This is a genomic window from Bacillus sp. FSL R5-0443 (assembly GCF_038608285.1).
Lineage (GTDB): Bacteria > Bacillota > Bacilli > Bacillales > Bacillaceae > Bacillus > Bacillus velezensis.
Genome location: NZ_CP152013.1, coordinates 2,302,814 through 2,325,455, shown reverse-complemented (window position 1 = coordinate 2,325,455; position 22,642 = coordinate 2,302,814). Strand labels below are relative to the sequence as shown.

Genomic DNA, 22,642 nt, shown 5'->3' with positions numbered 1-22,642 from the left:
ACAGGCCTTTTTTCTATGTTTTTTTTTCTTCATGTAATCGTTCAATAATCTTTACGATTGTGTCTTTTGTGATGAGCGGCGCCTGATCGGATTGATATCTGGGGAGATTGACCTTCCGAAATTCCGGATGTTTGGCGGGTTCCGGCAATATTGCGTAAAGATTGCCCCATTCATATAAAGATTCCGTCTCATGAGGAGAGGTCAGTTCTTCATGAAGCTTCTCACCGGGGCGTTTTCCTACTTCAACAGCGGCGGGGCGAGGCAGTCCGTGCCTGAACGCATATTCTTCAAATCCGTGAAGCAGTTCTTCAAGCCTCAGGGACTCCATTTTAAAAATAAATGTTTCTCCGCCCTTTGTAATCGCCGCAGATTGCAGGGTGAGCGTTGCGGCATCATCAATCGACATAAAAAACCTCGTCATGTTTTTATCCGTAATGGTGAGCGGACCGCCTGCCATCAACTGCTCAAATAAAATAGGAATAACGGAACCGCGTGAACCGAGCACATTGCCGAAGCGGACCGAACAAAACACCGTACCGCGGTTTTGAACATGATGATTTGCCTGATGAAACAGCTTTTCGGACAACAGCTTCGTAGCTCCCATTGTGTTTACCGGGGAAACGGCTTTATCGGTACTGATATTAATCACATGCGTCACCTCTTGCAGCAAAGCGGCTTCTGCGACATTTTGTCCGCCGATAAGGTTGGTTTGAATGGCTTCAAAGGGATTATCCTCACATGTCGGAACCTGCTTCAGCGCAGCTGTGTGAAAGACAATATCAACACCTTTCATCACTTGGTTGACTCTTCTGTAGTCACGAACATCGCCGAGCACAAACGACAGTCTTTGTTCATCCGCGTATTTTTGTTTCATCACATATTGTTTGCTGTCATCTTTGCTGAACACAATGACTTCTTTAGGGGTTAAGAGCAAAAGGCGTTTTACTATTTGGCTTCCGATTGATCCTGTCCCGCCTGTGACGAGAACAGTTTTATCGTGAAAAAACGGTTGTAGCTCTACTGCTTGCTGTTTAGGCATGGCTTATCCTCCAACTCTCGTTTCTCTACCATGCATCATATGTTGAACAATTTCAGCGAGTTAATGAAAGAAACCAATAAATCAAAAATTAGAGAAAAACATTAATCTGATGCGCTTTCATATCGCTTTACCCGATTAATAGACTAGAAATCACAAATAAAACATTGTACTAAATGTTCATTTTAAATATTTGCTCACGTCAATTTTTTCTCTTCATAAATTCTCACATGCGGACAATCTTCACAAAAACTTAACACTGACATTCCTGTATGTATTTTACAATTAAAGTACACTTTCATAAAAGGAGGAAGGAAAATGAATCATTCAAAAACACTTTTGTTAACCGCGGCAGCCGGATTGATGCTCACATGCGGTGCGGTTTCTTCCCAGGCCAAGCATAAGCTGTCTGATCCTTATCATTTTACCGTGAATGCGGCGGCGGAAACGGAACCGGTTGATACAGCAGGTGATGCAGCTGATGATCCTGCGATTTGGCTGGACCCCAAGAATCCTCAGAACAGCAAATTGATCACAACCAATAAAAAATCAGGCTTAGTCGTGTACAGCCTAGAGGGAAAGATGCTTCATTCCTATCCTACCGGGAAGCTGAACAATGTTGATATCCGCTATGATTTTCCGTTGAACGGAAAAAAAGTCGATATTGCGGCGGCATCCAATCGGTCTGAAGGAAAGAATACCATTGAGATTTACGCCATTGACGGGAAAAACGGCACATTACAAAGCATTACGAACCCAGACCGCCCGATTGCGTCAGCAATTGATGAAGTATACGGTTTCAGCTTGTACCACAGTCAAAAAACAGGAAAATATTACGCGATGGTGACAGGGAAAGAAGGCGAATTTGAACAATACGAATTAAATGCTGATAAAAATGGATACATATCCGGCAAAAAGGTAAGGGCGTTTAAAATGAATTCTCAGACAGAAGGGATGGCAGCAGACGATGAATACGGCAGTCTTTATATCGCAGAAGAAGATGAGGCCATCTGGAAGTTCAGCGCTGAGCCGGACGGCGGCAGTAACGGAACGGTTATCGATCGTGCCGACGGCAGGCATTTAACCCCTGATATTGAAGGACTGACGATTTACTACGCTGTTGACGGGAAAGGTTATTTGCTTGCATCAAGCCAGGGTAACAGCAGCTACGCGATTTATGAAAGACAGGGACAGAACAAATATGTTGCGGACTTTCAGATAACAGACGGGCCTGAGACAGACGGCACAAGCGATACAGACGGAATTGACGTTCTGGGTTTCGGGCTGGGACCTGAATATCCGTTCGGCCTTTTTGTCACACAGGACGGAGAAAATATAGATCACGGCCAAAAGGCCAATCAAAATTTTAAAATGGTGCCTTGGGAAAGAATCGCTGATAAAATCGGCTTTCACCCGCAGGTCAATAAACAGGTTGACCCGAGAAAACTGACTGACAGAAGCGGAAAATAAACATGAAAAAAGCAGCTTATCCAAGCTGCTTTTTGATGTGAAGAGCGTTTCATGAGAAAGTCTTGGAACGGATAGCCGCAAGCACAGCCGGAATCTGGTCATACGTGTACGCCGGGACTGTCTCTTGATAATTAAGCGCCGCGGTTTGTTTACGTTCACCCGGGTTTGTCATATAAAAATGGATCTTATCCGCAAAATCCGCAAGCCCGCTGTAAGAAACAAAGGATGAAAACGGGGGCGCGGGAGAAAGGTCTGTCAGCTGAAAGGCCTGACAAGCCGCAATGTCTAAGCTTCTCGTATTTAAACTGATATTTTCGATGCCGCGTCCGTTCTGATTGAGCGCAAACCGATAAGAACGGTGAGGGTTTAAGACCACGTCTGCGCTGTTGTAATATAATGCGGCACGTTCGGGTGCAATCCATTCATCCATTACGAGCACATTTTGCTGCCTGGCGATTTTTTTAGGCAGATGTCTGCGCCATCCCTTACCGATGATACGAAGCGTATACGGAAGCTTCGCCGCTGCTTTCACCAGTTCAACGCGGTTCGGGTACGGGTATCCGATCAGAAGCAGATTTGTGTGAAGAGAAGCTTCAGCAGGTTGTTTCTTAAAAAGCCGCTGATTAACGGGGATCGGGACATAATATACGTGCTGTAAGCCCATTTGCCGGTAAGCATCAAGCGCGTTTTGTTCTATCGTTAAAACGGCATCGGCGAAAGGGGCGATTGTCATGCTCACATCGAAATAAAAAGGATCTTCCGTCATCCATAGATAAACGGGAATCTGTTCTGTCTTCAGCCATTGAAGCCATTCAGACGGAATACGGTCTCCCGTCATCATCAGACTGATGTCTGGTTTGAATGCCCGTATACTGCGGATGGTATCTTCCTCAAACTCAGAAACAGAAAAAAAGCGGACGGAAGATTGTAAAAAGCCTTCCTCGATCCAGCGGTCAAAATACGTGTATATGCCTTTATATCCTGAACGGATATATAAAACGTTCATATGCTGTTACGAAGTGAACGTGACACTTTCAACTTTGTCGACGTCAAGCAATGTTGTAGCAGAGCCTGCCGGTGTAACGGAATTTTCCTGCGTAACAAAAACGATTCCGTGAATTTCGTCAAAGGCAACAAATTGAACCGGGCCGATCATGTCTCCTGAATCCATCACAATGCTGATGACAGTGCCGGGCTGAATTCTTGCAAAAATCCATCTCGCCGCTAATGAAATACCGCTTCCCAATACAGATTGTGCGCTGAGACTGTCTTTCACCGCTGCTTCATCTACTTTTGCATCAATTGCCGCTTCCAATAATTCTTTTACGCTGTTTTTCACGTTATCTCCTCCATCTGTACCGCCAGATAAAGCGCTGTTGTCAAATACAGGGGCTAAAAGAGTTTTCAATAAGTTCTTTTTAAGCTCCAAACGATCTTCGCTCATGCGGACATACACCTCCTTTAACAATTTCAACCTCACGTTTATTCATATTCCTGATTGAAGAGATTGGTATAAGTCGAATGCCGTTTTGCTTGTGTTTTTTTCAATATTTAATCAAACAGCTGAATTTTCGAATCAGGCTTTGTTTGCCTATGCGGTTTGTAAGAGTATGACATACGTTGTATAGATTAAAAAATGAAGGAGAGGAATACTTTGGATTCAGAAGAAACTGTAAAACACGGGGGTTTTGAGGAGGACTTTCAGCTCGTACTGCTTCTTCTTCTTTTGTTATCCCGTCAGCCGTCCGGAGATCATTCAGATTTGCGGCGTCAGCTTGTAATGGCAAAAGAGCTTGGGGTTCCTGTATCACGCGTCAATCTGATTAACGGCAGCACACTGCAAAACGTAATTGTCAAAGAAGTGCTGTCAGATTTGGCCGTTTTTCAAAATCCGCTCAATAATACGAGATCAAACGTCGCGATTTCAAGCATCGTCAGCTGGGGTGCTTTTTAATAACGGATATCAGGCTCTGTCTCTTTCGGAGCCGTTTTTTATGTTTTACAGAAGGGGTGATGGGATGGAAAAGAAGATCTCAATTATCTTAACGAGTTACAACAAACCGGATCTTGTGAAACAGGCGATTGAAAGTGTTTTGCATCAAACCTACAGCAATTGGGAGCTGTTTGTAATGGATGATCATTCAAATGAAGAAACCTCGGCTGCCATCAGTACGTATATAAAAGATCCTCGCATATATTATGACAACAGTTTTATCAATCCTGCCGAACGGCTGAAGTCCACCCGGTATGCCGTTTTGATTAATGATGCGCTTTCACGGGCTAAAGGCGAATACATCACTTATTTGACAGACGACACCGTATTTCATCCGGATAGGCTCAGCCGCATGGCGGAAGCGCTTAATCAATACAGCGAGTTTGATGCCGTCTATTCCAGCCAGAAGGTGATACATGTAAACGGGCGCGGAACAGAACAATTCCACTTCTATCGTTTTGCTGAAGAGGTGCTTGATCAGGCCGCTTTTCTCGTTGATCACTGTTCAGTGATGCACCGGAGATCATTGCTTGAGCGTGTGAAAGAGAAGTTCGGCAGCTTTTGGGACGAAGATGTTATGCATTGGAATCACGGAGACTCTGTTTTTTGGAGCAGGCTCAACACATTTACATCATTTCTGCCGATAAAAGAAGTGTTGGATACGACCTATAAAACACCCCACTCATTTCAAAACACGTATCAATCGCTTCCGTCTGTCCTGATCGACGGATCCTTTGTAAAGGGGACGGATCAGAAAGTATATCAGCTTGACCGAAATAAAAGGAAGCCTGTAAACGAGCGCTGGCATACGTTATATGAAGGGCGAACCGTCGTCATTCCGGATCCGTTTTTATTTCAATATGAGGAAGAGAACTCCGTCAGTATTCCGAATTTTCAGCTCGTCAGGGATCAGTTTCATGTTTATTTTATAGAAGACGGGGAGAAAAGACTGGTTGATCATAGCGCATTTCGCTTTTACCGATTTAAACGGCATGACATCCCGGCTTTAGAGCGGGCCGAAATACAATCGCTTCCGGACGGTCCGCCGATCAGCCGGGGGACATCGGGCTGTATTCAACATCTGCCCGGGAGAATGCTGTTTCGCATTGAACGGGAATTTTATGTTTATTTGAGAGGGGTTCTCCATCCGATCAGTCATGACGTAGCGAAACGCTTTTTTGCGAATCAGAAGGCGATACCCATTTCCTTTCAGCAAATTAAACAATTACCAATTGGAATGCCGTTCTATCCGGTGTACGATGAAATTATGAGAAATCTCAATATAACAAAAGGTTGAGGGATGCAGTTGGATGTGTAAGGAAAAGGAGAGCTTTTATGACCGATCAATTTGATAAAACCGAGAAGCAGTATATAGAGCTTACTTCCGGCATTCAGAGGTTCGAGCATTTCAGTGTATATACGGACCCTTTTTTGCCGCAGATTTTTTCGCATAACTTTGTTCAGCTGCACCGTACATTTCCGTTAGACAAACTGCTGCCGTTTTTTTCGTCCGTTCCGGGCTTGCTTCAAGCCAATTATATTCATGTGAAAGCGGCTCCGGAGCACGCGTTTCCGCTTCTTCTGAAACAAAATCTCGTAAAGCAGGGCTGCGTAGTGGAAGATGAGCTGTTTTTTGCAAGGAAACTGGAAAATGGGGACCTGCAGGCCGGACACCCGCTCACTGCTTGGGGGACGGAAAAAAGCCTCGCCGACGGGTCGTCTATTATGAACATCTATGATGCCCTTTACATTGGCGAGGCGGCGGCCGAACAAAAGCTTGAGCGGAAATATCCTTTGTATAAGGACGGAACGGTTATGCTTGTCGTGTGCTACAGCGACGCCTCGCAAACGATTCCGATCGGCTGCGGAGAGCTTTTCATCAACAAAGCAGATAAAACCGCAAAAATAGAAGAAGTCGCAATTCTGGACCAATTCCAACGAAAAGGCTACGGATCGATATTGATGAATGAGCTGATGGCGGCGGCAAAGCTGAACGGCATGGAAACCGTATACCTTGTGACGTCCGGGATGGACGGTGTAAACCGCTTTTATGAAAAACTCGGCTTCAAAAGATTTCGGCGCGTGCATACAATTTTTCATTATTTTCTTACATAGTTGGGCATTCGCATAAACCAATTGGGAGTTGGCCCGCATACAATGCCGTATATCGTAAGAAGAAAGGATGATTTGCGCATGTACGGATACGGATATGGCTACGGTTGCGGCAGTTTTGGCTATGGTTACGGGCACGGCGGCTGCGGAGGCGGAACCAGCACTTTTGTGCTGATCGTGGTATTGTTTATTTTATTAATCATCGTCGGTGCGGCTTTTATTTGTTAGACTGAAAAAAATCCTATAATGAAAATCAGCCTGCAGAGAACATCACTTTCTGCAGGCTTTTTGTTATTTCCATGCTGAAAAATCAGCTTGAAAAACATTTTAATACATACTACCTTTCTGGAGAAGGGGGCGAAAATGTGAACATAACGATTGAAGAATTACCTGAATCAAAAATTGCTTATTTCCGAAACATCGGAGAGTATGGCGGAAAGCAAAACAAAGAACTGATGGAGGTCATTTAAAAACTGGGCGCAATTGAATGGTCTGCTTTGTCATTCTGTCATTTTAGGAATTCCGCAAGATCATCCGAATCGTACTCCTAAAGAGAAATGCCGCTATGATGTTTGTCTTGTTATCAATCAAGACCATGTGCCTGAACCAGCCCGGATTGGTACATTTTCCGGAGGGAAGTACGCTGTTTTCTTGCTTGATCATACAAAAGAGGCAGTCAGTGGATTTTGGAACACTGTTTTTTCTGAGATCGAAAAAAATAATTTATCAATCAGAGAGCAGCCCATTATCGAAAGGTATACTTTACAAAAGGTGAATCATCATTTGTGTGAAATATTGATTCCCATACGGTAAAGAAGACGGGAATTTTCCGCCTTCTGCTTATACTGATTCAGATCAAAAATGATGGATGATGAGCTGAGCAAAGAATAAAATCAACAATAGGAATAGAATTTCCAGAACGCTCTTCAGGCTGTCGGGACATCTCCGGCAGCCTGTTTTACAGAAAGGTATTTTCTGCAAAAAACTTTCTGAAGGATAAGAATGCGGTTATTCATCTGTTCATACAATGAAGCAAATGGGTTTTCGAGGTGGAAAGATATGGGGAGCTATTTAATCAAACCGGAGCTTGACGGGAATTATCCGTCAGTCAGTCATGGAAAGGGATCATATGTGTATGATCAGGAGGGGAACAAGTATCTTGACGGAGCATCGGGGGCGGTCACTTGCAATATCGGCCACGGCACGGAGGATATTATACAAGCTTTAAAAGAGCAGCTTGACTCCGTTTCGTTTGTGTATCGCTCGCAATTCACCAGTACTCCGGCAGAAGAACTCGCTTTATTTCTGGCGGATCATCTGCCGGGCGGGCTGAATTGGTCATTTTTTGTAAACAGCGGATCAGAGGCAGTCGAAACAGCGATGAAAATGGCCGTTCAATATTGGCAGGAAAAAGGGCAATACCAAAAATCCGTCTTTCTATCAAGATGGGGCAGTTACCACGGCATTACTTTGGGAGCGCTTTCATTATCGGGGTTCTACGAACGGAGATACCGCTTCACCCAGTTGCTCGAACGGTTTCCTGCCGTTTCAGCGCCTAATATGTATCGTTCAGAGCTGCAGGGAGAGGAATTTGTGAAAGCTGCGGCGGCTGAACTGGAAACGGCTGTTCAGCGGATCGGTCCCTCATTTATCGCGGGATTTGTCGCAGAACCGATTGTCGGAGCAGCCGGGGCGGCCATCACTCCGCCGGCAGGTTATTATGAAGCGCTTGAGGATGTCTGCCGCCGGCACGGTATTTTGTTTATCGCGGATGAAGTCATGACGGGGCTCGGGAGAACAGGGCGGATGCTTGCTTCTGAGCATTGGAGGATCGCACCTGATATCGCGGTGCTCGGAAAAGGGTTAGGCGCCGGTTACGCTCCGATAGCGGCAGCCGTTGCGTCTGATGACATCATTGAAACGATCAAGCGGGGCTCCGGGGTCATTATGAGCGGACATACGTACAGTGCCAACCCATACTGTGCTAGAGCGGCGCTTGAAGTGCTTCGCTATGTTAAGAAACACGAGCTGCTTCGGCAGTCAGAGGAGAAAGGCGTAATGCTGAAGCGGAAATTAGAAGAAATCAAAGAGCGCAGCGGGGTGATTGGGGATGTCCGCGGTAAAGGCCTCCTGATCGGGGTTGAATTCGTTAAGGATAAAACGACGAAGGACGTTTTTTCGAAAAAACAGGCCTTCACCGAAAAAATCATTAAAGCGGCAAAAAAACGGGGCCTGCTTATTTACCCTGCAAAGCCCGGTATTGACAGCGGAGAAGGAGACGCCGTCATCATCGCCCCGCCGTTCACGATTTCATATGCCGAGCTGGATGAGCTGTCAGATCTATTTTCCCAGGCAGCAGAAGAAGTTGAAAAAATGATGAAGAAGGATTGAGCTGATATGTCTATTTTTCATAAAAAAATCGATATTCATGAAGCAATTGCCGATGTCAAGGACGAATCTGTCATCATGTTCGGCGGTTTTGGGGGAGTGGGTTCACCTCCGTCATTAATCGAAGCGATTTTGGAAAGCGGCGTTAAAGAGCTGACCGTCATCTGCAATGATGCCGGATTTCCGGAAATCGGCATCGGCCCGCTTATCGTTCATAAGCGGGTAAAAAGGCTGATCGCTTCCCATATCGGCTCAAATCCTGTCGCGGGCAGACAAATGACTGACGGAGCGCTTGAGGTGGAATTTTCGCCGCAAGGGACGCTTGCTGAACGGATTCGCGCAGGCGGAGCGGGGCTAGGCGGTATATTAACTGATATCGGCATTGATAACGCAACCGTTTGTGAAAACAAAGAAACCGTAACGATTGACGGAAAGTCCTATTTAGTTGAAAAAGCGCTGACGGCTGATTTCGCTTTTGTGTCCGCACATACTGCTGATGAATTCGGGAATCTGACGTTTGACAAAACGGCGCGCAACATGAACCCTCTGATGGCTGCGGCGGCCGAAAGAACATTTGCTGAGGCGGCAGAGATTGTGCCTGCCGGCGAACTTGACAGCGAGCATATTGTAACGCCGGGCGTTTTCGTGGAGGGTGTCGTGCAAAGTGAAGGAGTGAAGTGGAAATGGGCTTGGGAATAGCGGAAAGAGAGAGTATCGCGAGGCGGGCCGCCAGTGAAGTTACCTCAGGTATGATTGTCAACCTGGGGATCGGCATTCCTTCTTTAGTGCCGAACTTTCTGCCGGCCGGCATGGAGGTAATGCTGCAGGCGGAAAACGGCGTCCTCGGGATCGGCGGCAGTCCGGAGCGCGGAGAGGAGGATGAGCTTTTATGCAATGCGGCCGGATTTCCTGTCAGTACAGTTAAGGGAGCTTCCTATTTTGATTCAGCTCTGTCTTTTGCCATGATCAGAAAAGGGCTGATAGATATTACCATTTTAGGCGCGCTCCAAGTCAGCAGGACAGGTGATCTCGCCAATTGGCTCGTGCCGGGAAAAAAAGTGCCTGGAATGGGCGGGGCGATGGAGCTTGCCCAAGGCGCGAAAAAAGTAGTTGTCGTCATGAGCCACACCGATCAGAAAGGACGGCCGAAGCTGGTCGAAAGCTGTTCATTGCCGCTTACAGCAGCGGGCTGTGCAGATCTCATCATTACAGAGAAAGCCGTCATCAGCATAGATGATGGGGCTTTTGTTCTTGAGGAACTGCTGAATGGCACGACCATAGACGATGTCATTCAAACAACGGATGCCGAGATCAGATTGGGAGAATGTTTTCTTAAAAGGGGGCATGTCCATGGATCAATTAGAAAAGAAAGTCACTGAGTGGGCGGAAGAAAACACAGCAAAAGCGGTAAGCTTGCTGAAACGGCTGATCGGGGAAAAAAGCACGTTCGGCCATGAATTTAACGCACAGGCAGTCGTTTTAGAAAAACTGAGACAGTTTGACATGGATATTGATGTATGGGAGCCGAGTGTCAAACATTTGAAAGAGCATCCTTATTTTGTATCGGAACGCGAAGACTTCCATGAAAGCCCGAATATCACAGCCGTAAAGAAAGGGGCCGGGGGCGGAAGATCACTGATACTGAACGGACATATTGATGTTGTCCCGGAAGGAAATCCCGCCGCATGGACGTATGAACCGTTTACCGCTGTTGAAAAGGACGGCAAAGTTTACGGCCGCGGTTCAACGGATATGAAAGGCGGCAATACAGCCCTCTTGTTTGCGTTAGAAGCGCTTGAAGCCTGCGGGATTACGTTAAAAGGAGATGTCCTGTTTCAAAGTGTCGTAGATGAAGAGTGCGGCGGCGCGGGAACGCTGTCGGCTGTTATGAGGGGCTACAAGGCTGACGGGGCGCTTATTCCCGAACCGACTAATTTAAAGCTGTTTGTTAAGCAGCAAGGGTCTATGTGGTTCCGCATTACGGTAAGGGGATTGTCCGCACACGGCGGCACCCGCTATGAAGGGGTGAGCGCAATTGAAAAAAGCCTGCATGTCATCACAGCCCTTAAAGAGCTTGAACACGTCCGCAACGCCCGTATCACAGACCCGCTTTATCGGGACGTTCCGATCCCGGTTCCCATTAATATCGGCACCGTCCAAGGGGGAACGTGGCCATCATCGGTAGCTGACCGTGTGGTGATAGAAGGCAGGTGCGGAATAGCTCCGGATGAAACGCCCGAAGCAGTAAAAGAAGAGCTGGCAAGCTGGCTGAAAGATTTGGAGTACCGGGATGAATGGTTTAAACACCACCCCGCGGAAATAGAATGGTTTGGGGCTCAGTGGCTTCCGAATGATCTCCCGGATGAGCATCCGCTGATTTCCGCTCTGGAATCTTCTTTTGAGAAAATGAAAGGGGCAAAACCGGTTCGTGAAGCGTCCCCGTGGGGAACGGACGGAGGGCTTTTGCAGCACGCAGGACAGACGCCGGTCATCGTCTTCGGGCCGGGAGAAGTCAAGGCGGCGCATCAGGCGAATGAATACATTGAAATCCGGGCGTTAATCGATGCCGTCAAAATCATTTCTCTTTTTATCATGGAATGGTGCGGGGTGGCAGATGGGGGTGACGGAGCTGATAAAGGAACTGAGGGCTGAAAAGGGAGCGGCCGAGATTGATGCAGACCGTTTCAATGAGCGGCTCAGAGTCATTCATTATGACGGACAGATCACGGCGCTTATTCCGGCCGTTTTGGCAGAAGCAAAGCAAGAAGGAGCCCAAAAGGTAATTTTCTTTGCCAAGCGCGGCGATGAGCCGGAATTTGTCAAGCATCTTTTTATTGTTGAGGGTGTCATAGACGGGTATTACAACGGGCATGAGGCTGTTGTGATGGTGCGCTATTTAGCAGAGGAACGGAGACGGTCAGATTCATATGTATCAGAAGATTCGACTGTTGACCGTTTACATGAGACACCGCGGCGGGGACTGACTCAGACAGAAAGCGCGCTGATGTTCAGAAAAGCGGACGAAGATGATGCAGACCGTTTAACGCACTTATATAAACATGTTTTTCTTACCTATCCGACTCCTGTCTTTAATCCCCTTTATATTAAAAAAACAATGAGAGAAAACACCATCTATTATGCCGCATTCGATCAGGATCGTCTCATTGGGGCGGCAAGCGCAGATATCAATCCGGTATTGGGGCACGCTGAAATGACCGATTGCGCGGTTCTGTCAGATTACAGGGGGAACTCCGTAACGGCACACTTGTTTAAAGCGTTGGAGCAGGAACTCGCGGACCGGGGAATCATCCATCTTTTTTCCTTGGCCCGTGCAGCGTCTTACGGGATGAATACCGTTTTGTATCATGCCGGATACGGCTACAGAGGCAGGCTTTTGAACAACTGCCGCATTTCAGAAGGGCTCGAAAATATGAATATATGGTGCAAGACTTTACGTTTGGCCATTCATAAGGAGGAATTCGTTTGACAAACAAATGGTTTCAGCCGAAGCGTCATTGGAAGGAGATTGAATTGTGGAAAGATGTGCCGGAAGACAAGTGGAATGATTGGCTGTGGCAGCTCACCCATACTGTAAGAACCGTTGATGACCTGAAAAAAGTCATTCATTTGACCGAAGAGGAAGAAGAAGGCGTCAGGATGTCTGTAAAAACCATTCCCCTGAATATTACGCCTTATTATGCCTCTTTAATGGATCCCGATAACCCGAGATGTCCGATCCGCATGCAGTCCGTGCCGCTGTCAGAAGAAATGCACAAAACGAAATATGACCTTGAAGATCCGCTGTTTGAAGATGAAGATTCACCGGTTCCCGGTCTTACGCACCGCTATCCCGACCGCGTTCTTTTTCTGGTGACAAATCAATGCTCGATGTATTGCCGATATTGCACAAGAAGGCGTTTTTCCGGACAGATCGGAATGGGGGTGCCGAAAAAACAGCTTGATGCGGCAATCGCTTACATCCGGGAAACGCCGGAAATCCGTGACTGCCTGATTTCCGGCGGAGACGGGCTTTTAATCAACGATCAGATTCTGGAATATATTTTGAAAAACCTGCGTGACATTCCCCATCTTGAAATTATCCGGATCGGAACGAGAGCGCCCGTTGTATTTCCGCAGCGGATAACGGATAACCTTTGTGAGATTTTGAAAAAATATCATCCGGTCTGGCTGAACACTCATTTTAATACGAGCATCGAACTGACGGAAGAATCGGTTGCGGCGTGTGAAAAGCTCGTTAACGCAGGTGTTCCGGTCGGTAACCAGGCCGTTATTTTAGCAGGCATTAACGATTCGGTGCCGATTATGAAAAAACTCATGCATGATTTAGTGAAAATCCGTGTGCGTCCGTATTATATTTATCAATGTGATTTGTCAGAGGGAATCGGCCATTTCAGAGCGCCTGTGTCAAAAGGGCTGGAAATCATTGAAGGACTGAGGGGCCACACAACGGGCTTTGCCGTGCCGACCTTTGTCGTCGACGCCCCGGGCGGAGGCGGTAAAATCGCCCTGCAGCCGAACTACTTGCTCTCCCAAAGTCCGGAGAAAGTTGTGATCAGAAACTTCGAAGGGGTGATTACATCTTATCCCGAGCCGGAAAACTATATCCCGAATCAAGCCGACGACTATTTTGAATCTGTTTTTCCGGGAACGATGGCCAAACACGAGCCGGTCGGACTGAGCGCCATTTTCGCGGACAAAGAGGTTTCGTTCACACCGGAAAATGTATCGAGGATCGACAGGAGGAAAACGTTTACATCAAACCCTGATCATGAAACGCTGAAAGACCGCAGGGAAAAGAGAGATGAATTGAAAGAAAAGAAATTTATTGCACAGCAAAAGAAAGAGCAAAAAGCAGGATCGGAAGTCGGAGGTGAGTCGCCGTGAAGCCATGCGAGTGGTGCGGCAATCAGAAGGCATCAGCTTGTCAGGCGGCTGTGTACTGGGAGCTTCCTGACGGTACGAGGGCCATAGAAATTACAGAAACACCCGCATTCGCCTGTTCCTCCTGCGGCATGACTTATCAGGAGGAAGCGGTCATAGCGGAAATCGAAAATCAGCTTTTTTTAGTCAATGCAAAAAAATTACCGGAAACACTCACATATCAAGAGCTGATGGAGACAGAACGGATCTTGAAACGGAATTATTTTGACTTCTCCTAGTCTTCTTTTGTTGTAATTTCACACTTGAATTGTATAATAGTACAACAAAAGACAGTCATCAGGAGGGGAAACCCATGAAATCCTTTTATCACTATTTGATGAAATACAGGCATCCCAAGCCGCAGGACGCAATCAGCCAGTTTGCGAATCAGGCATACGAAGATCACGGCTTTCCGAAAACGTCAAGCGATTATCACGAGCTCAGTTCTTATTTAGAACTGAGCGCCGACTATTTAGAAACGATGGCGACATTTGATGAAGCTTGGGAAAAATATGAGACCGAGGTGCATCACGCCTGACGAAAAACCGCACATTGTGCGGTTTTTTTCTGTTGCAAATATGCAGCCTGAATTGAATCTCCATACACCTTCGATGATGTGTTTCACGGCAAATCTTGAACATCACGGCGGTGATATTGTCAACATGCCTTCGGGCCGGGTATTTACCTTTGCGTCATAGAGAAAAAAACAAAGACTCATAAAAAATAGAAGCTTTTTGTCTCAGCATTGTTACTGCTCATTCGATCGAGAGCGGAATGTCATCGGACGCTTCTGTTACGGTAAGCGAAAAAACGCACAAGCATGTTGCGCTTTTTGACATTTTGAACAGGTTCAGAAATAGATATTTCCTGTGGTTTTCATGCCCATGCGAAATGATGGCGGCCGGCATACGATAGCGTATGACAGTCCGCGGCAAGGGGGAGACAGCATGAAGCCAGATAAACCGAAATTTCAAGTGGGAGACATCGTGGTCGTCGTGATGTACGGAACCGTCGGCACCATTACGAAGGTTCATCAAATTGATAAACATTATCTTTACGAAGTCAATCATAATGAAGTGCTTTATTTTGAATCGTCCATCCAGCTTTATAAAGATTATGAGGGCGTGATCGTCGATATGGAAAAATTGGATATTGAATATGAATTTCTGATCGGCGACGTAGTATATGTAAAGGACTACGGAAAGGAATTATTCCGTGTCATCGGCCACAGAACTGAAATATGGAGATATTTAGAGGATGGCTGGGAGGATATTATTTATGAGCTGACTCGGCTGAAAGACGGAGAGTGGCTTGAAACGGAGGAAGAGGATCTCACGCTGGTTCTGAGAAAATATGAAATGGATCAGTTTGTACATCAGCTGCTGTTTGTCCACTATGTTGGGGAAGCATCTCATGAGATCGGCGAGGATACCGTCGCGTCTGCTCTTCTTCAGTTTGAAGGCGATGCTGATGATCCCGATGCCCTGCATGTGCTGGCGGTATCGATTGTAGATGAGCTGCTTGATATTTATAACGATTATAAGATTCTTTATCATTTGTTCGGTGACGAAGAATATAAAGATATGATGAATTTTGTGCTGGAAAGCCTGCGGGAGCATTTCAGCTAGCCGGCAAAAAAACGGACGGTGACATATAAAAACCAGGGCAGACAGCCGGCAAAGATTACAAACGACATTCCTTTCAGCACTTTTTCCAATACGATATCAAATCCATCTCCGTCCAATAAAGCCATCATTTTCGTCATCATCTTTTCTCCCTCCGGGGCTTGTTTTTTAAAAGTATATGAGCGGACAAAACGTTTAGAACTTTCGGGTATAATTTGAACGGTTTTTTCATAAAACATAAAAAAGGAGGCGGTGTTTGCATGAAAGAAATAGATCTTGTGATTGACACAGAAGAAATAGCTGATTATTTTTACAGTCAGCTTGCTATGCGCGGGTACATACCGAGTGAAGAGGAAATCTTCGAAATAGCCGACATCACCTTTGATTATTTATTAGAAAAATGTATGATAGACGAAGAGCTTGATGAAGACTGAAACTGCGGAACCGAAGTGAAAAAGCTTCGGTTTTTTCAATCAGCTCGGGAGAATGAAACATGGGGGGAAAACGTTGTACAAGCCAGCAAGTCTTTTCGCATTGTTTATTCTGCTCGCAGCAGCGATCCGGATAGAAGCCGTCCAGGTTTTTGATGAGCGTCTCATAGAAGCGGCTGTCAGGATCAGGGCTCCCTGGCTGAATGAATTGATGTTATGGATAACGGAGCTCGGCACGACCGCGGTGCTTTTGCCGCTTCTTCTTTTGACAGGCGCGGCTCTGTATATGTACAAAAAAACGCCGGATGTTGTTTTTTTGCCGCTTCTCTTTCTCATTGAACGGATTGTAAACATAAAAATAAAAGAATTGATTGAAAGAGCCAGACCCGCTTTTGAACCGCTCGTCCATGAAACCTCATACAGTTTTCCGAGCGGCCACTCCATGAATTCGGCAGTGATGTATCCCGTCATCGCTTACTTTTTGATCAAGCATGTTCCGTTTTTCACGAAAAGAAAACGGGCCGTCACCGTTTTTACCGGGGTTCTCGTCATTCTGATCGGATTCAGCAGAATTTATTTGGGCGCGCATTTTCCGACGGATGTGCTTGCCGGATTCAGTCTCGGACTTTGCCTCGTTTCGCTTTTTGCGCTCTTTGACGAAAAGTATCATCCGTTTCGACAAAAATAGAGACAGGAGAAATGAGAAAAAACGCTAATACTATTAAGAAATAAGAGGGAGGGATCTTGATGCTGTTATCGCTGCCCGTGTTTAAAAAAAAGACTTGCGCCTATGATGTGACGATTTTTCAAACACCCCGCTACGGCGAGAAAAAGGGATACAGGGTCGTCTATCGGACAGAGCTGGCCGCTGACAATCATCAAGACGCACTGGAAAGGGCATTTTCTGTTTTTAATGTGCCTGATACGGTCCCAAACGACTATCAAGCCAGATTCATAGCGACCGGAGATGTCATACTCATAGACGAAGGAAGAAAAGGAAAGACCTATTACAGGCTTAACCCTGCGGGATGGAGCAAAATTAACCGGTTGCTCGTCCAGCCGAGGTAAGACGGGGCCGGCTGAATCTTCAGCCGGCTTCCGTATTGTCTGGGAAAGACAGTGTTAAGGCTTCCGTTTAGCGGCGGAATGCTCTTTTCCATGCGCTTCATCAGCTGCAATGACGTCTGAAACGGGCACGTGATTGTTCTTTTTCTGGCCGGTCACCCGGTTGCGCTGTTTTTTGCCCATTATGTTCACTCCTTTTTCTTTAGGCTTGTCATCCCGCATATTCTGCCCAAGATCGCCCTGATCATGCTGATGATTGTCTCTTACCGTTATTCAGTGTACAATGGGTGGGAGTTTGAATAGGCAGGAGGAAAAGGAAATGAGTGTACATATAAACGCAGAAAAAGGCCAAATTGCGGATACAGTGCTTTTGCCGGGAGATCCGCTCCGAGCGAAATTTATTGCGGAAACTTATCTTGAAAATGTGGAATGCTATAATGAAGTCAGAGGAATGTACGGATTTACGGGTACATATAACGGCAAAAAAGTATCAGTCCAAGGCACCGGCATGGGTGTTCCGTCTATCTCTATTTATGTGAATGAACTGATTCAAAGCTATGATGTTCAAAACTTAATCAGAGTCGGCTCATGCGGAGCCATCCGTAATGACGTGAAGGTGCGTGACGTGATTTTGGCTATGACGTCTTCAACGGATTCACAGATGAACCGTGTCGCCTTCGGCAGTGTAGATTATGCTCCTTGCGCAGACTTCGAACTGCTTCATAAAGCGTACCAGGAAGCGCAAAAAAACAATCTTCCCGTAGCGGTCGGAAGCGTATTCACCGCCGATCAGTTTTACAATGAAGACTCCCAAATCGAAAAGCTTGCCAGATACGGCGTTCTCGGCGTAGAGATGGAAACGACTGCTTTATATACGCTTGCCGCTAAATACGGCAAAAAAGCGCTGTCTATCCTGACTGTAAGCGATCACGTATTAACGGGAGAAGAAACAACGGCAGAAGAGCGTCAAACGACTTTTCATGATATGATTAAACTGGCGCTGCATACTGTATCGTAAACTTGAGATGAGGGTTATGCTGATTAAAGCAGCCCTCTTCTTTATGCATCGCCCTGATTCAAAAAAAGAAAGGTAAGTGTAAAATGAAGAAATCCACTAAATGGTTTTCGCTCGCTGCCGCTCTCAGCGTAACCGCAATCGTGGGAACCGGCTGCAGCATTTCAGGCGGCGACAGCCACAAGGACACAAAAACAGCAGCTGAAACAAAACAATCAGATGACACATCAAGCAAAAAAACAACGAAGGCAGAAAACAGCGATTTTGTATTGGAGAGCAAATATTTTAATGATATTAAAGAAGTGAACGGGCTTGAGACCATTCAAAACCCGACAAATACACTTGCGCTCGTGAATAAGACATACACGCTGCCGGGAGATTATAAACCGAATGATCTCGTGATCCCGAAAGTCGAATTTTCTTTTACTGAGAAAATCGAGAAACGATATATCCGCAAACCTGCCGCCGATGCTTTGGCGGAACTATTCAGCGCCGGGAAAAAAGAAGGTTATGACCTGGTTGCCGTTTCAGGATACCGCTCTTATGACAGACAGAAAGTTATTTTCGATAATGAAGTCAGTCTGAAAGGTGAAAAAAAGGCGAAAGAAGCCGTCGCATATCCGGGGCAAAGCGAACACCAGACGGGGCTTGCCATGGACATTTCCAGCAAAAGCAACGGATATGAGCTGAATGAAGCGTTCGGAAACACGGCGGACGGCAAATGGGTGAAAGACCATGCGTATGAATACGGCTTTATCATCCGCTATCCTAAAGGCAAAGAAAATGTCACAAAGTATGAGTATGAACCATGGCATTTACGCTATGTAGGCAAAAAAGCGGCAAAAGCCATCCATGACCATCAATTAACACTTGAAGAATATTTTAATGAAGTAAAGAAAGTGTAATAAGAAGAAGCCCGCTTGAAAAATAGAAAGCGGGCTTTCTTTATTACCAGAAGAGTAAACCTCCAAGCGCAAATCCGGTAATTAAACCAAGGCCGATACCGTAGGCTGCTCCCCAGCCTCCCCAGCCTCCCCAATAGCCGAACCCGTATCCTCTGTGACGGCCGCCGACAGGGGCGATATACACTTTGCTGTTAGTCACCCGTACGATTCTTCCGACGTGGACTCTGCCGTTTCGTTCTGTAATTCTTGCTACTTTTCCCTGGTGCTGCCGGCAAAGATGATAATAGTTTTGCATCTTTTCTCCTCCTATCCAACCTATCTTTCTATGTCAGCTTATGATAGAGTGCGGTAAAAAGGTTGGACGAAAACAGGAGGACAATCGCCGTTTTACTTGTAAGCGACAAAAGCGCAGTGTCCCATATATTCACGGTACGTCTGCATAAGCTCGTAATGAGCCGTCAGCGTATCGTAGTGAACCGGCTGAATAACGGGCGATAAATCCATTTCTGTAGTCGGCTCCTGCGCATTGTTTTCAAAGACAGCGGGAATGAAATCCGCTTTCTGAAAGCCTTGCTGAAGCAATCTCTGTTTCCATGCCGTTTCATCCTGCAATACGGTAAAACCGTAGAAGTCTTTTATCTGCGTGATGGCGTTTTCCGGCATGGGCTTTTGTAAAGCAGCTTCAATGCCGATCAGCATACCCCCGGGTTTAAGGACCCGCAGGATTTCAGACAGCGATGAATCAAGATTTGAAAAGGTGAGAACTGATTCGGAAAGAACGGCGGAAAAATGATTTTCAGCAAACGGGAGCCGCTCAAGCTCCGCCAAATAGCCCGGAATGGTTAAGCCTTCAGCGGCAAATCGTTTTGCTGCTTTTTCAAGCATAAGGGGATCCTTATCAACACAGGTGACGGGGTACAGCAGGTGGCCGAGATAAGCGGCCGTCTGTCCCGTTCCGCAGCCGGCGTCAAGAATCGGTTCGCCAGGAGGAGGAGCCGCTTTTGTGAGAACGGCTTTGGAAAAAGCGAGCCCGCCGGGGTGAGCCCCTCCGACTCCGAATAAGGACAGCATTTCTAAATATTTGCTCAAAGGCCGAATCCTCCTTTTTCCTCAGCATATGTTGAGAGAAAAGCATAGGTTTGGGTAAACGGGAAAGAAGGGCGCCTCACGTTTGAAGTTGACGAATGAGCGTTCGTCTATGATAATAATGTAAGAATAAAAAGGTGGTGTTTTCTTGAAGCGGCAATTTAAACTGTTTTTTATTATATTGATCACCGCGGTCGCAGCCTCGGCGCTTACGCTGTTTATCACGGGCAATACGACCATTTTCGGACAAGGCTCGGCTGCTTTGACGAACAGCAAATTTGAGAAATTCAATAAAGCCTACGAGCAGATTAAAAGTGATTACTATCAAAAAACAGATGACAGCAAATTAGTAGACGGAGCGATAAAAGGCATGATCAGTTCCCTGGATGATCCATATTCTTCTTATATGGACCCGCAGGAAGGAAAGTCTTTTGAAGAAACCATTTCCGCTTCGTTTGAAGGCATCGGCGCACAAGTGGAAGAAAAGGACGGCAGCATCCTGATCGTATCGCCGATTAAAGGGTCACCCGCGGAAAAAGCGGGGGTTAAACCGAATGACCAGATCTTGAAGGTCAACGGCAAAAGCGTTAAAGGCCTTAATGTAAACGAAGCCGTCGCATTAATCCGCGGCAAAAAGGGAACAAACGTCAAGCTTGTGCTGCACAGAGCGGGTGTCGGCGATCTGAACCTGTCGATCAAACGTGACACCATTCCGGTTGAAACGGTGTACTCTGAAATGAAAAAAGGAGACATCGGCGAAATCCAAATCACATCCTTCTCCGAATCGACGGCAAAAGAGCTGAATTCAGCCATTGACAGCCTCGAAAAACAAGGAGCGAAAGGATACATTCTCGATTTAAGGGGCAACCCGGGCGGACTGATGGATGAAGCCATCAAAATGAGCAACATGTTTATCGATAAAGGGAAAAATATCATGCAGGTCGAATACAAAGACGGCACGAAAGAGGTCATGAAAGCGACGAAAGAGCGCAAAGTGACAAAACCGACAGTCGTCCTCGTCAATGACGGCACCGCGAGCGCCGCGGAAATCATGTCGGCTGCGCTGCATGAATCATCGGGCATTCCGCTGATCGGCGAGAAAACGTTCGGAAAAGGAACCGTGCAGACGGCAAAAGATTACAGCGACGGTTCTACCGTTAAACTGACAATCGCTAAATGGCTGACAGCGGACGGAGAGTGGATTCATAAAAGAGGCATCAAACCGCAATATCAGGTTAAGCTTCCTGAATATGCGAACCTGCCGTATTTAGATGCGAAAAAAACATACAAATACGGGGATTCCGGAACCACCGTCACCAATGCGCAAAAAATGCTGAAAGCGCTGGGGTACAGCGTGAAAGTAAACGGCACGTATGATAAAGCATTTGAACAAGCCGTTAAACAATTCCAAGCAAAAGAGAAACTGAAACAAACAGGCATTATAACGGGTGACACAACGGCAAAATTGATGACGGATCTGCAAAAACAGCTTGCGGACAACGATACACAAATGAAAAAAGCCGTTGAAACATTAAATAAGAATATGAAATAGTAAAAAACACCCAATGCGCCGCTCGCGCATTGGGTGTTTTTTGTTTGCGAAAAGCCCGTCTTATGTCGTTTCCTGTTCAAAAAGGTGGCTGTTCGCCTGAATGAAAAACTGTGATTGCTCATAGTGATAGGTGACTTTTGAGAAGTCAAACGGCTGGCCGTTGGTTAAATGAAAAATCGTTTCAACACAAAGCTTAGGCGCTCCTGTAAATAGACCTAAGTACTCCGCTTCTTCCTCATTTAACATCCCCGCGTACAGATATAAATCTGAAAAACCGCGCTTTAACCCGAGACCTTCTCGAATATAATCAAATATTGATTCTGCCACGATCTCTTTATTCAAATACGTAATAATCGATTTGTTGTAAAATGACTCTTCGATACACAATGTCAGCCCGTCAATATATCGGATTCGCTTGACATAATACACGTCGCCGTCAGGCGGCATATTCAGATTTTGGGCAGCCTCAGGCGTGGGTTTTCTCACTTCCAGCGCTAATAATTTGGAAGTGACATTAAAATCTTCAAGTGATTCTTTAAATCCCTGATTAGAAAGCAGACTGATATACCCTTTTCTTTTATTCCGTCTGACAAAAATGCCGCTTCCCCTCACTTGAAACACAATCCCCTTTTTTTCTAATAAATCTAAGGACTTGGTGATCGTGCTTTTGCTCACGTTAAACCGGCTCATTAAGGTTTGCAGCACAGGCAGTTTATCCCCTTGCTGCAGCTGATGTTCTTCTATGTATTTTTCAATATCTATCGCGATTTGCTGGTATTTTAACATATACATTCCTCATTCATTTATTGTCCCGCTTCTTTCAGAATTATAGCATAATCGTTTTTAAAAGCCATTTCGTAAATTATCTATAATTGTTTATGTATTGATAAATTATACCGGTACAATTATAATGTAAACGTATAATATGAAAATAAAGGCAGGCATTCTTCTGCACTTGCGAAGCGGATGCTTGAAGCGGCTGCAGTGCATTTATTCGGCATGCAAGCGGCAGTCAAATAAAGG

General features: G+C 46.0%; 28 protein-coding genes and 1 pseudogene. 21 read left to right on the top strand and 8 right to left on the bottom strand.

Annotated elements, in window-relative coordinates:
• Positions 1-13: 13 nt before the first annotated feature.
• A complete protein-coding gene (locus NYE28_RS11520) occupies positions 14-1,039 on the bottom strand; it encodes an SDR family NAD(P)-dependent oxidoreductase (RefSeq protein WP_014418151.1) in 1,026 nt (341 codons plus the stop codon).
• Positions 1,040-1,354: 315 nt separating this feature from the next.
• Between NYE28_RS11520 and phyC the strand changes: the two genes are divergently transcribed.
• A complete protein-coding gene (phyC, locus tag NYE28_RS11515) occupies positions 1,355-2,506 on the top strand; it encodes a 3-phytase (RefSeq protein ID WP_059368416.1) in 1,152 nt (383 codons plus the stop codon).
• Between the two features lie 49 nt (positions 2,507-2,555).
• Here the strand turns inward: phyC and NYE28_RS11510 are convergent, their stop codons facing one another.
• Positions 2,556-3,512, bottom strand: a complete 957-nt coding sequence (locus NYE28_RS11510) for a DUF3880 domain-containing protein (RefSeq protein ID WP_020955955.1) — start codon at positions 3,510-3,512, stop codon at positions 2,556-2,558.
• A gap of 6 nt (positions 3,513-3,518) precedes the next feature.
• Complete coding sequence (locus tag NYE28_RS11505) at positions 3,519-3,950, bottom strand: hypothetical protein (protein ID WP_012117783.1); 432 nt, start codon at positions 3,948-3,950, stop codon at positions 3,519-3,521.
• 192 nt (positions 3,951-4,142) lie between these two features.
• Between NYE28_RS11505 and cgeC the strand changes: the two genes are divergently transcribed.
• The 14 genes and pseudogenes from cgeC to NYE28_RS11435 all read left to right on the top strand — a co-directional run bounded on the left by cgeC (position 4,143) and on the right by NYE28_RS11435 (position 15,568).
• Positions 4,143-4,460 (top strand): spore maturation protein CgeC, encoded by a 318-nt coding sequence (cgeC, locus tag NYE28_RS11500; RefSeq protein WP_099566850.1) that lies wholly within the window; start codon positions 4,143-4,145, stop codon positions 4,458-4,460.
• A gap of 64 nt (positions 4,461-4,524) precedes the next feature.
• Positions 4,525-5,796 carry a glycosyltransferase family 2 protein gene (locus tag NYE28_RS11495; protein WP_025284879.1) on the top strand — a complete coding sequence of 424 codons (1,272 nt, stop codon included), beginning with the start codon at positions 4,525-4,527 and terminating at the stop codon, positions 5,794-5,796.
• Between the two features lie 38 nt (positions 5,797-5,834).
• Positions 5,835-6,614: a GNAT family N-acetyltransferase gene (locus tag NYE28_RS11490; protein ID WP_015240038.1), complete on the top strand. Its 780-nt coding sequence runs from the start codon at positions 5,835-5,837 to the stop codon at positions 6,612-6,614.
• Positions 6,615-6,692: 78 nt separating this feature from the next.
• Complete coding sequence (locus NYE28_RS11485; protein ID WP_014418145.1) at positions 6,693-6,839, top strand: YjcZ family sporulation protein; 147 nt, start codon at positions 6,693-6,695, stop codon at positions 6,837-6,839.
• Between the two features lie 137 nt (positions 6,840-6,976).
• Positions 6,977-7,424 (top strand): annotated as a pseudogene (locus tag NYE28_RS11480) (GyrI-like domain-containing protein).
• 246 nt (positions 7,425-7,670) lie between these two features.
• Entirely contained in the window at positions 7,671-9,002 is a 1,332-nt protein-coding gene (locus NYE28_RS11475; protein ID WP_015240036.1) for an aspartate aminotransferase family protein, read from the top strand.
• 6 nt (positions 9,003-9,008) lie between these two features.
• The gene (locus NYE28_RS11470) at positions 9,009-9,698 is read left to right on the top strand and encodes a CoA transferase subunit A (protein ID WP_015240035.1); all 690 of its coding nucleotides are present in this window, start codon (positions 9,009-9,011) and stop codon (positions 9,696-9,698) included.
• Complete coding sequence (locus NYE28_RS11465; RefSeq protein ID WP_025284875.1) at positions 9,683-10,378, top strand: 3-oxoacid CoA-transferase subunit B; 696 nt, start codon at positions 9,683-9,685, stop codon at positions 10,376-10,378. The genes NYE28_RS11470 and NYE28_RS11465 overlap by 16 nt, the downstream gene beginning before the upstream one ends.
• A complete protein-coding gene (locus NYE28_RS11460; RefSeq protein ID WP_095272795.1) occupies positions 10,344-11,651 on the top strand; it encodes a peptidase in 1,308 nt (435 codons plus the stop codon). Before NYE28_RS11465 ends, NYE28_RS11460 begins: the two co-directional genes overlap by 35 nt.
• Complete coding sequence (gene ablB / locus NYE28_RS11455) at positions 11,614-12,486, top strand: putative beta-lysine N-acetyltransferase (protein WP_342490074.1); 873 nt, start codon at positions 11,614-11,616, stop codon at positions 12,484-12,486. The genes NYE28_RS11460 and ablB overlap by 38 nt, the downstream gene beginning before the upstream one ends.
• Positions 12,483-13,904: a lysine 2,3-aminomutase gene (gene ablA, locus NYE28_RS11450; protein WP_007612018.1), complete on the top strand. Its 1,422-nt coding sequence runs from the start codon at positions 12,483-12,485 to the stop codon at positions 13,902-13,904. The genes ablB and ablA overlap by 4 nt, the downstream gene beginning before the upstream one ends.
• Positions 13,901-14,179: a YokU family protein gene (locus NYE28_RS11445; protein ID WP_012117773.1), complete on the top strand. Its 279-nt coding sequence runs from the start codon at positions 13,901-13,903 to the stop codon at positions 14,177-14,179. Before ablA ends, NYE28_RS11445 begins: the two co-directional genes overlap by 4 nt.
• Positions 14,180-14,253: 74 nt before the next feature.
• Complete coding sequence (locus NYE28_RS11440) at positions 14,254-14,478, top strand: YozE family protein (protein WP_007407941.1); 225 nt, start codon at positions 14,254-14,256, stop codon at positions 14,476-14,478.
• A gap of 409 nt (positions 14,479-14,887) precedes the next feature.
• On the top strand, positions 14,888-15,568 hold the full coding sequence (locus NYE28_RS11435) for a hypothetical protein (RefSeq protein WP_003153690.1): 681 nt from the start codon (positions 14,888-14,890) through the stop codon (positions 15,566-15,568).
• Here the strand turns inward: NYE28_RS11435 and NYE28_RS11430 are convergent.
• Entirely contained in the window at positions 15,565-15,708 is a 144-nt protein-coding gene (locus NYE28_RS11430) for a hypothetical protein (protein WP_012117771.1), read from the bottom strand. The genes NYE28_RS11435 and NYE28_RS11430 overlap by 4 nt on opposite strands.
• A 117-nt stretch (positions 15,709-15,825) precedes the next feature.
• On the opposite strand from NYE28_RS11430, the gene NYE28_RS11425 reads away from it, so the two are divergent.
• The 3 genes from NYE28_RS11425 to NYE28_RS11415 all read left to right on the top strand — a co-directional run bounded on the left by NYE28_RS11425 (position 15,826) and on the right by NYE28_RS11415 (position 17,064).
• A complete protein-coding gene (locus tag NYE28_RS11425) occupies positions 15,826-15,999 on the top strand; it encodes a YozD family protein (protein ID WP_003153696.1) in 174 nt (57 codons plus the stop codon).
• 73 nt (positions 16,000-16,072) lie between these two features.
• Positions 16,073-16,684: a phosphatase PAP2 family protein gene (locus NYE28_RS11420; RefSeq protein ID WP_099566845.1), complete on the top strand. Its 612-nt coding sequence runs from the start codon at positions 16,073-16,075 to the stop codon at positions 16,682-16,684.
• Between the two features lie 59 nt (positions 16,685-16,743).
• Entirely contained in the window at positions 16,744-17,064 is a 321-nt protein-coding gene (locus NYE28_RS11415; protein WP_003153700.1) for a YodL domain-containing protein, read from the top strand.
• A 54-nt stretch (positions 17,065-17,118) separates the two neighbouring features.
• Here the strand turns inward: NYE28_RS11415 and NYE28_RS11410 are convergent, their stop codons facing one another.
• Complete coding sequence (locus NYE28_RS11410) at positions 17,119-17,244, bottom strand: hypothetical protein (protein ID WP_003153701.1); 126 nt, start codon at positions 17,242-17,244, stop codon at positions 17,119-17,121.
• Between the two features lie 136 nt (positions 17,245-17,380).
• Here NYE28_RS11410 and deoD point away from each other — a divergent pair, with 136 nt between their 5' ends.
• Together deoD and NYE28_RS11400 are read left to right on the top strand one after the other, a co-directional pair.
• Positions 17,381-18,079, top strand: a complete 699-nt coding sequence (gene deoD / locus NYE28_RS11405; RefSeq protein WP_003153702.1) for a purine-nucleoside phosphorylase — start codon at positions 17,381-17,383, stop codon at positions 18,077-18,079.
• Between the two features lie 83 nt (positions 18,080-18,162).
• On the top strand, positions 18,163-18,981 hold the full coding sequence (locus tag NYE28_RS11400) for a M15 family metallopeptidase (RefSeq protein ID WP_007407945.1): 819 nt from the start codon (positions 18,163-18,165) through the stop codon (positions 18,979-18,981).
• Between the two features lie 43 nt (positions 18,982-19,024).
• On the opposite strand, the gene NYE28_RS11395 is transcribed toward NYE28_RS11400, so the two are convergent.
• Positions 19,025-19,276 carry a hypothetical protein gene (locus NYE28_RS11395; protein WP_007612011.1) on the bottom strand — a complete coding sequence of 84 codons (252 nt, stop codon included), beginning with the start codon at positions 19,274-19,276 and terminating at the stop codon, positions 19,025-19,027.
• 92 nt (positions 19,277-19,368) lie between these two features.
• The gene (locus tag NYE28_RS11390; RefSeq protein ID WP_076425292.1) at positions 19,369-20,070 is read right to left on the bottom strand and encodes a class I SAM-dependent methyltransferase; all 702 of its coding nucleotides are present in this window, start codon (positions 20,068-20,070) and stop codon (positions 19,369-19,371) included.
• A gap of 145 nt (positions 20,071-20,215) precedes the next feature.
• Here NYE28_RS11390 and NYE28_RS11385 point away from each other — a divergent pair, with 145 nt between their 5' ends.
• The gene (locus NYE28_RS11385; protein WP_342490073.1) at positions 20,216-21,619 is read left to right on the top strand and encodes a S41 family peptidase; all 1,404 of its coding nucleotides are present in this window, start codon (positions 20,216-20,218) and stop codon (positions 21,617-21,619) included.
• A gap of 60 nt (positions 21,620-21,679) precedes the next feature.
• Here the strand turns inward: NYE28_RS11385 and NYE28_RS11380 are convergent, their stop codons facing one another.
• Complete coding sequence (locus NYE28_RS11380; RefSeq protein ID WP_007407949.1) at positions 21,680-22,405, bottom strand: GntR family transcriptional regulator; 726 nt, start codon at positions 22,403-22,405, stop codon at positions 21,680-21,682.
• Positions 22,406-22,642: the final 237 nt, after the last annotated feature.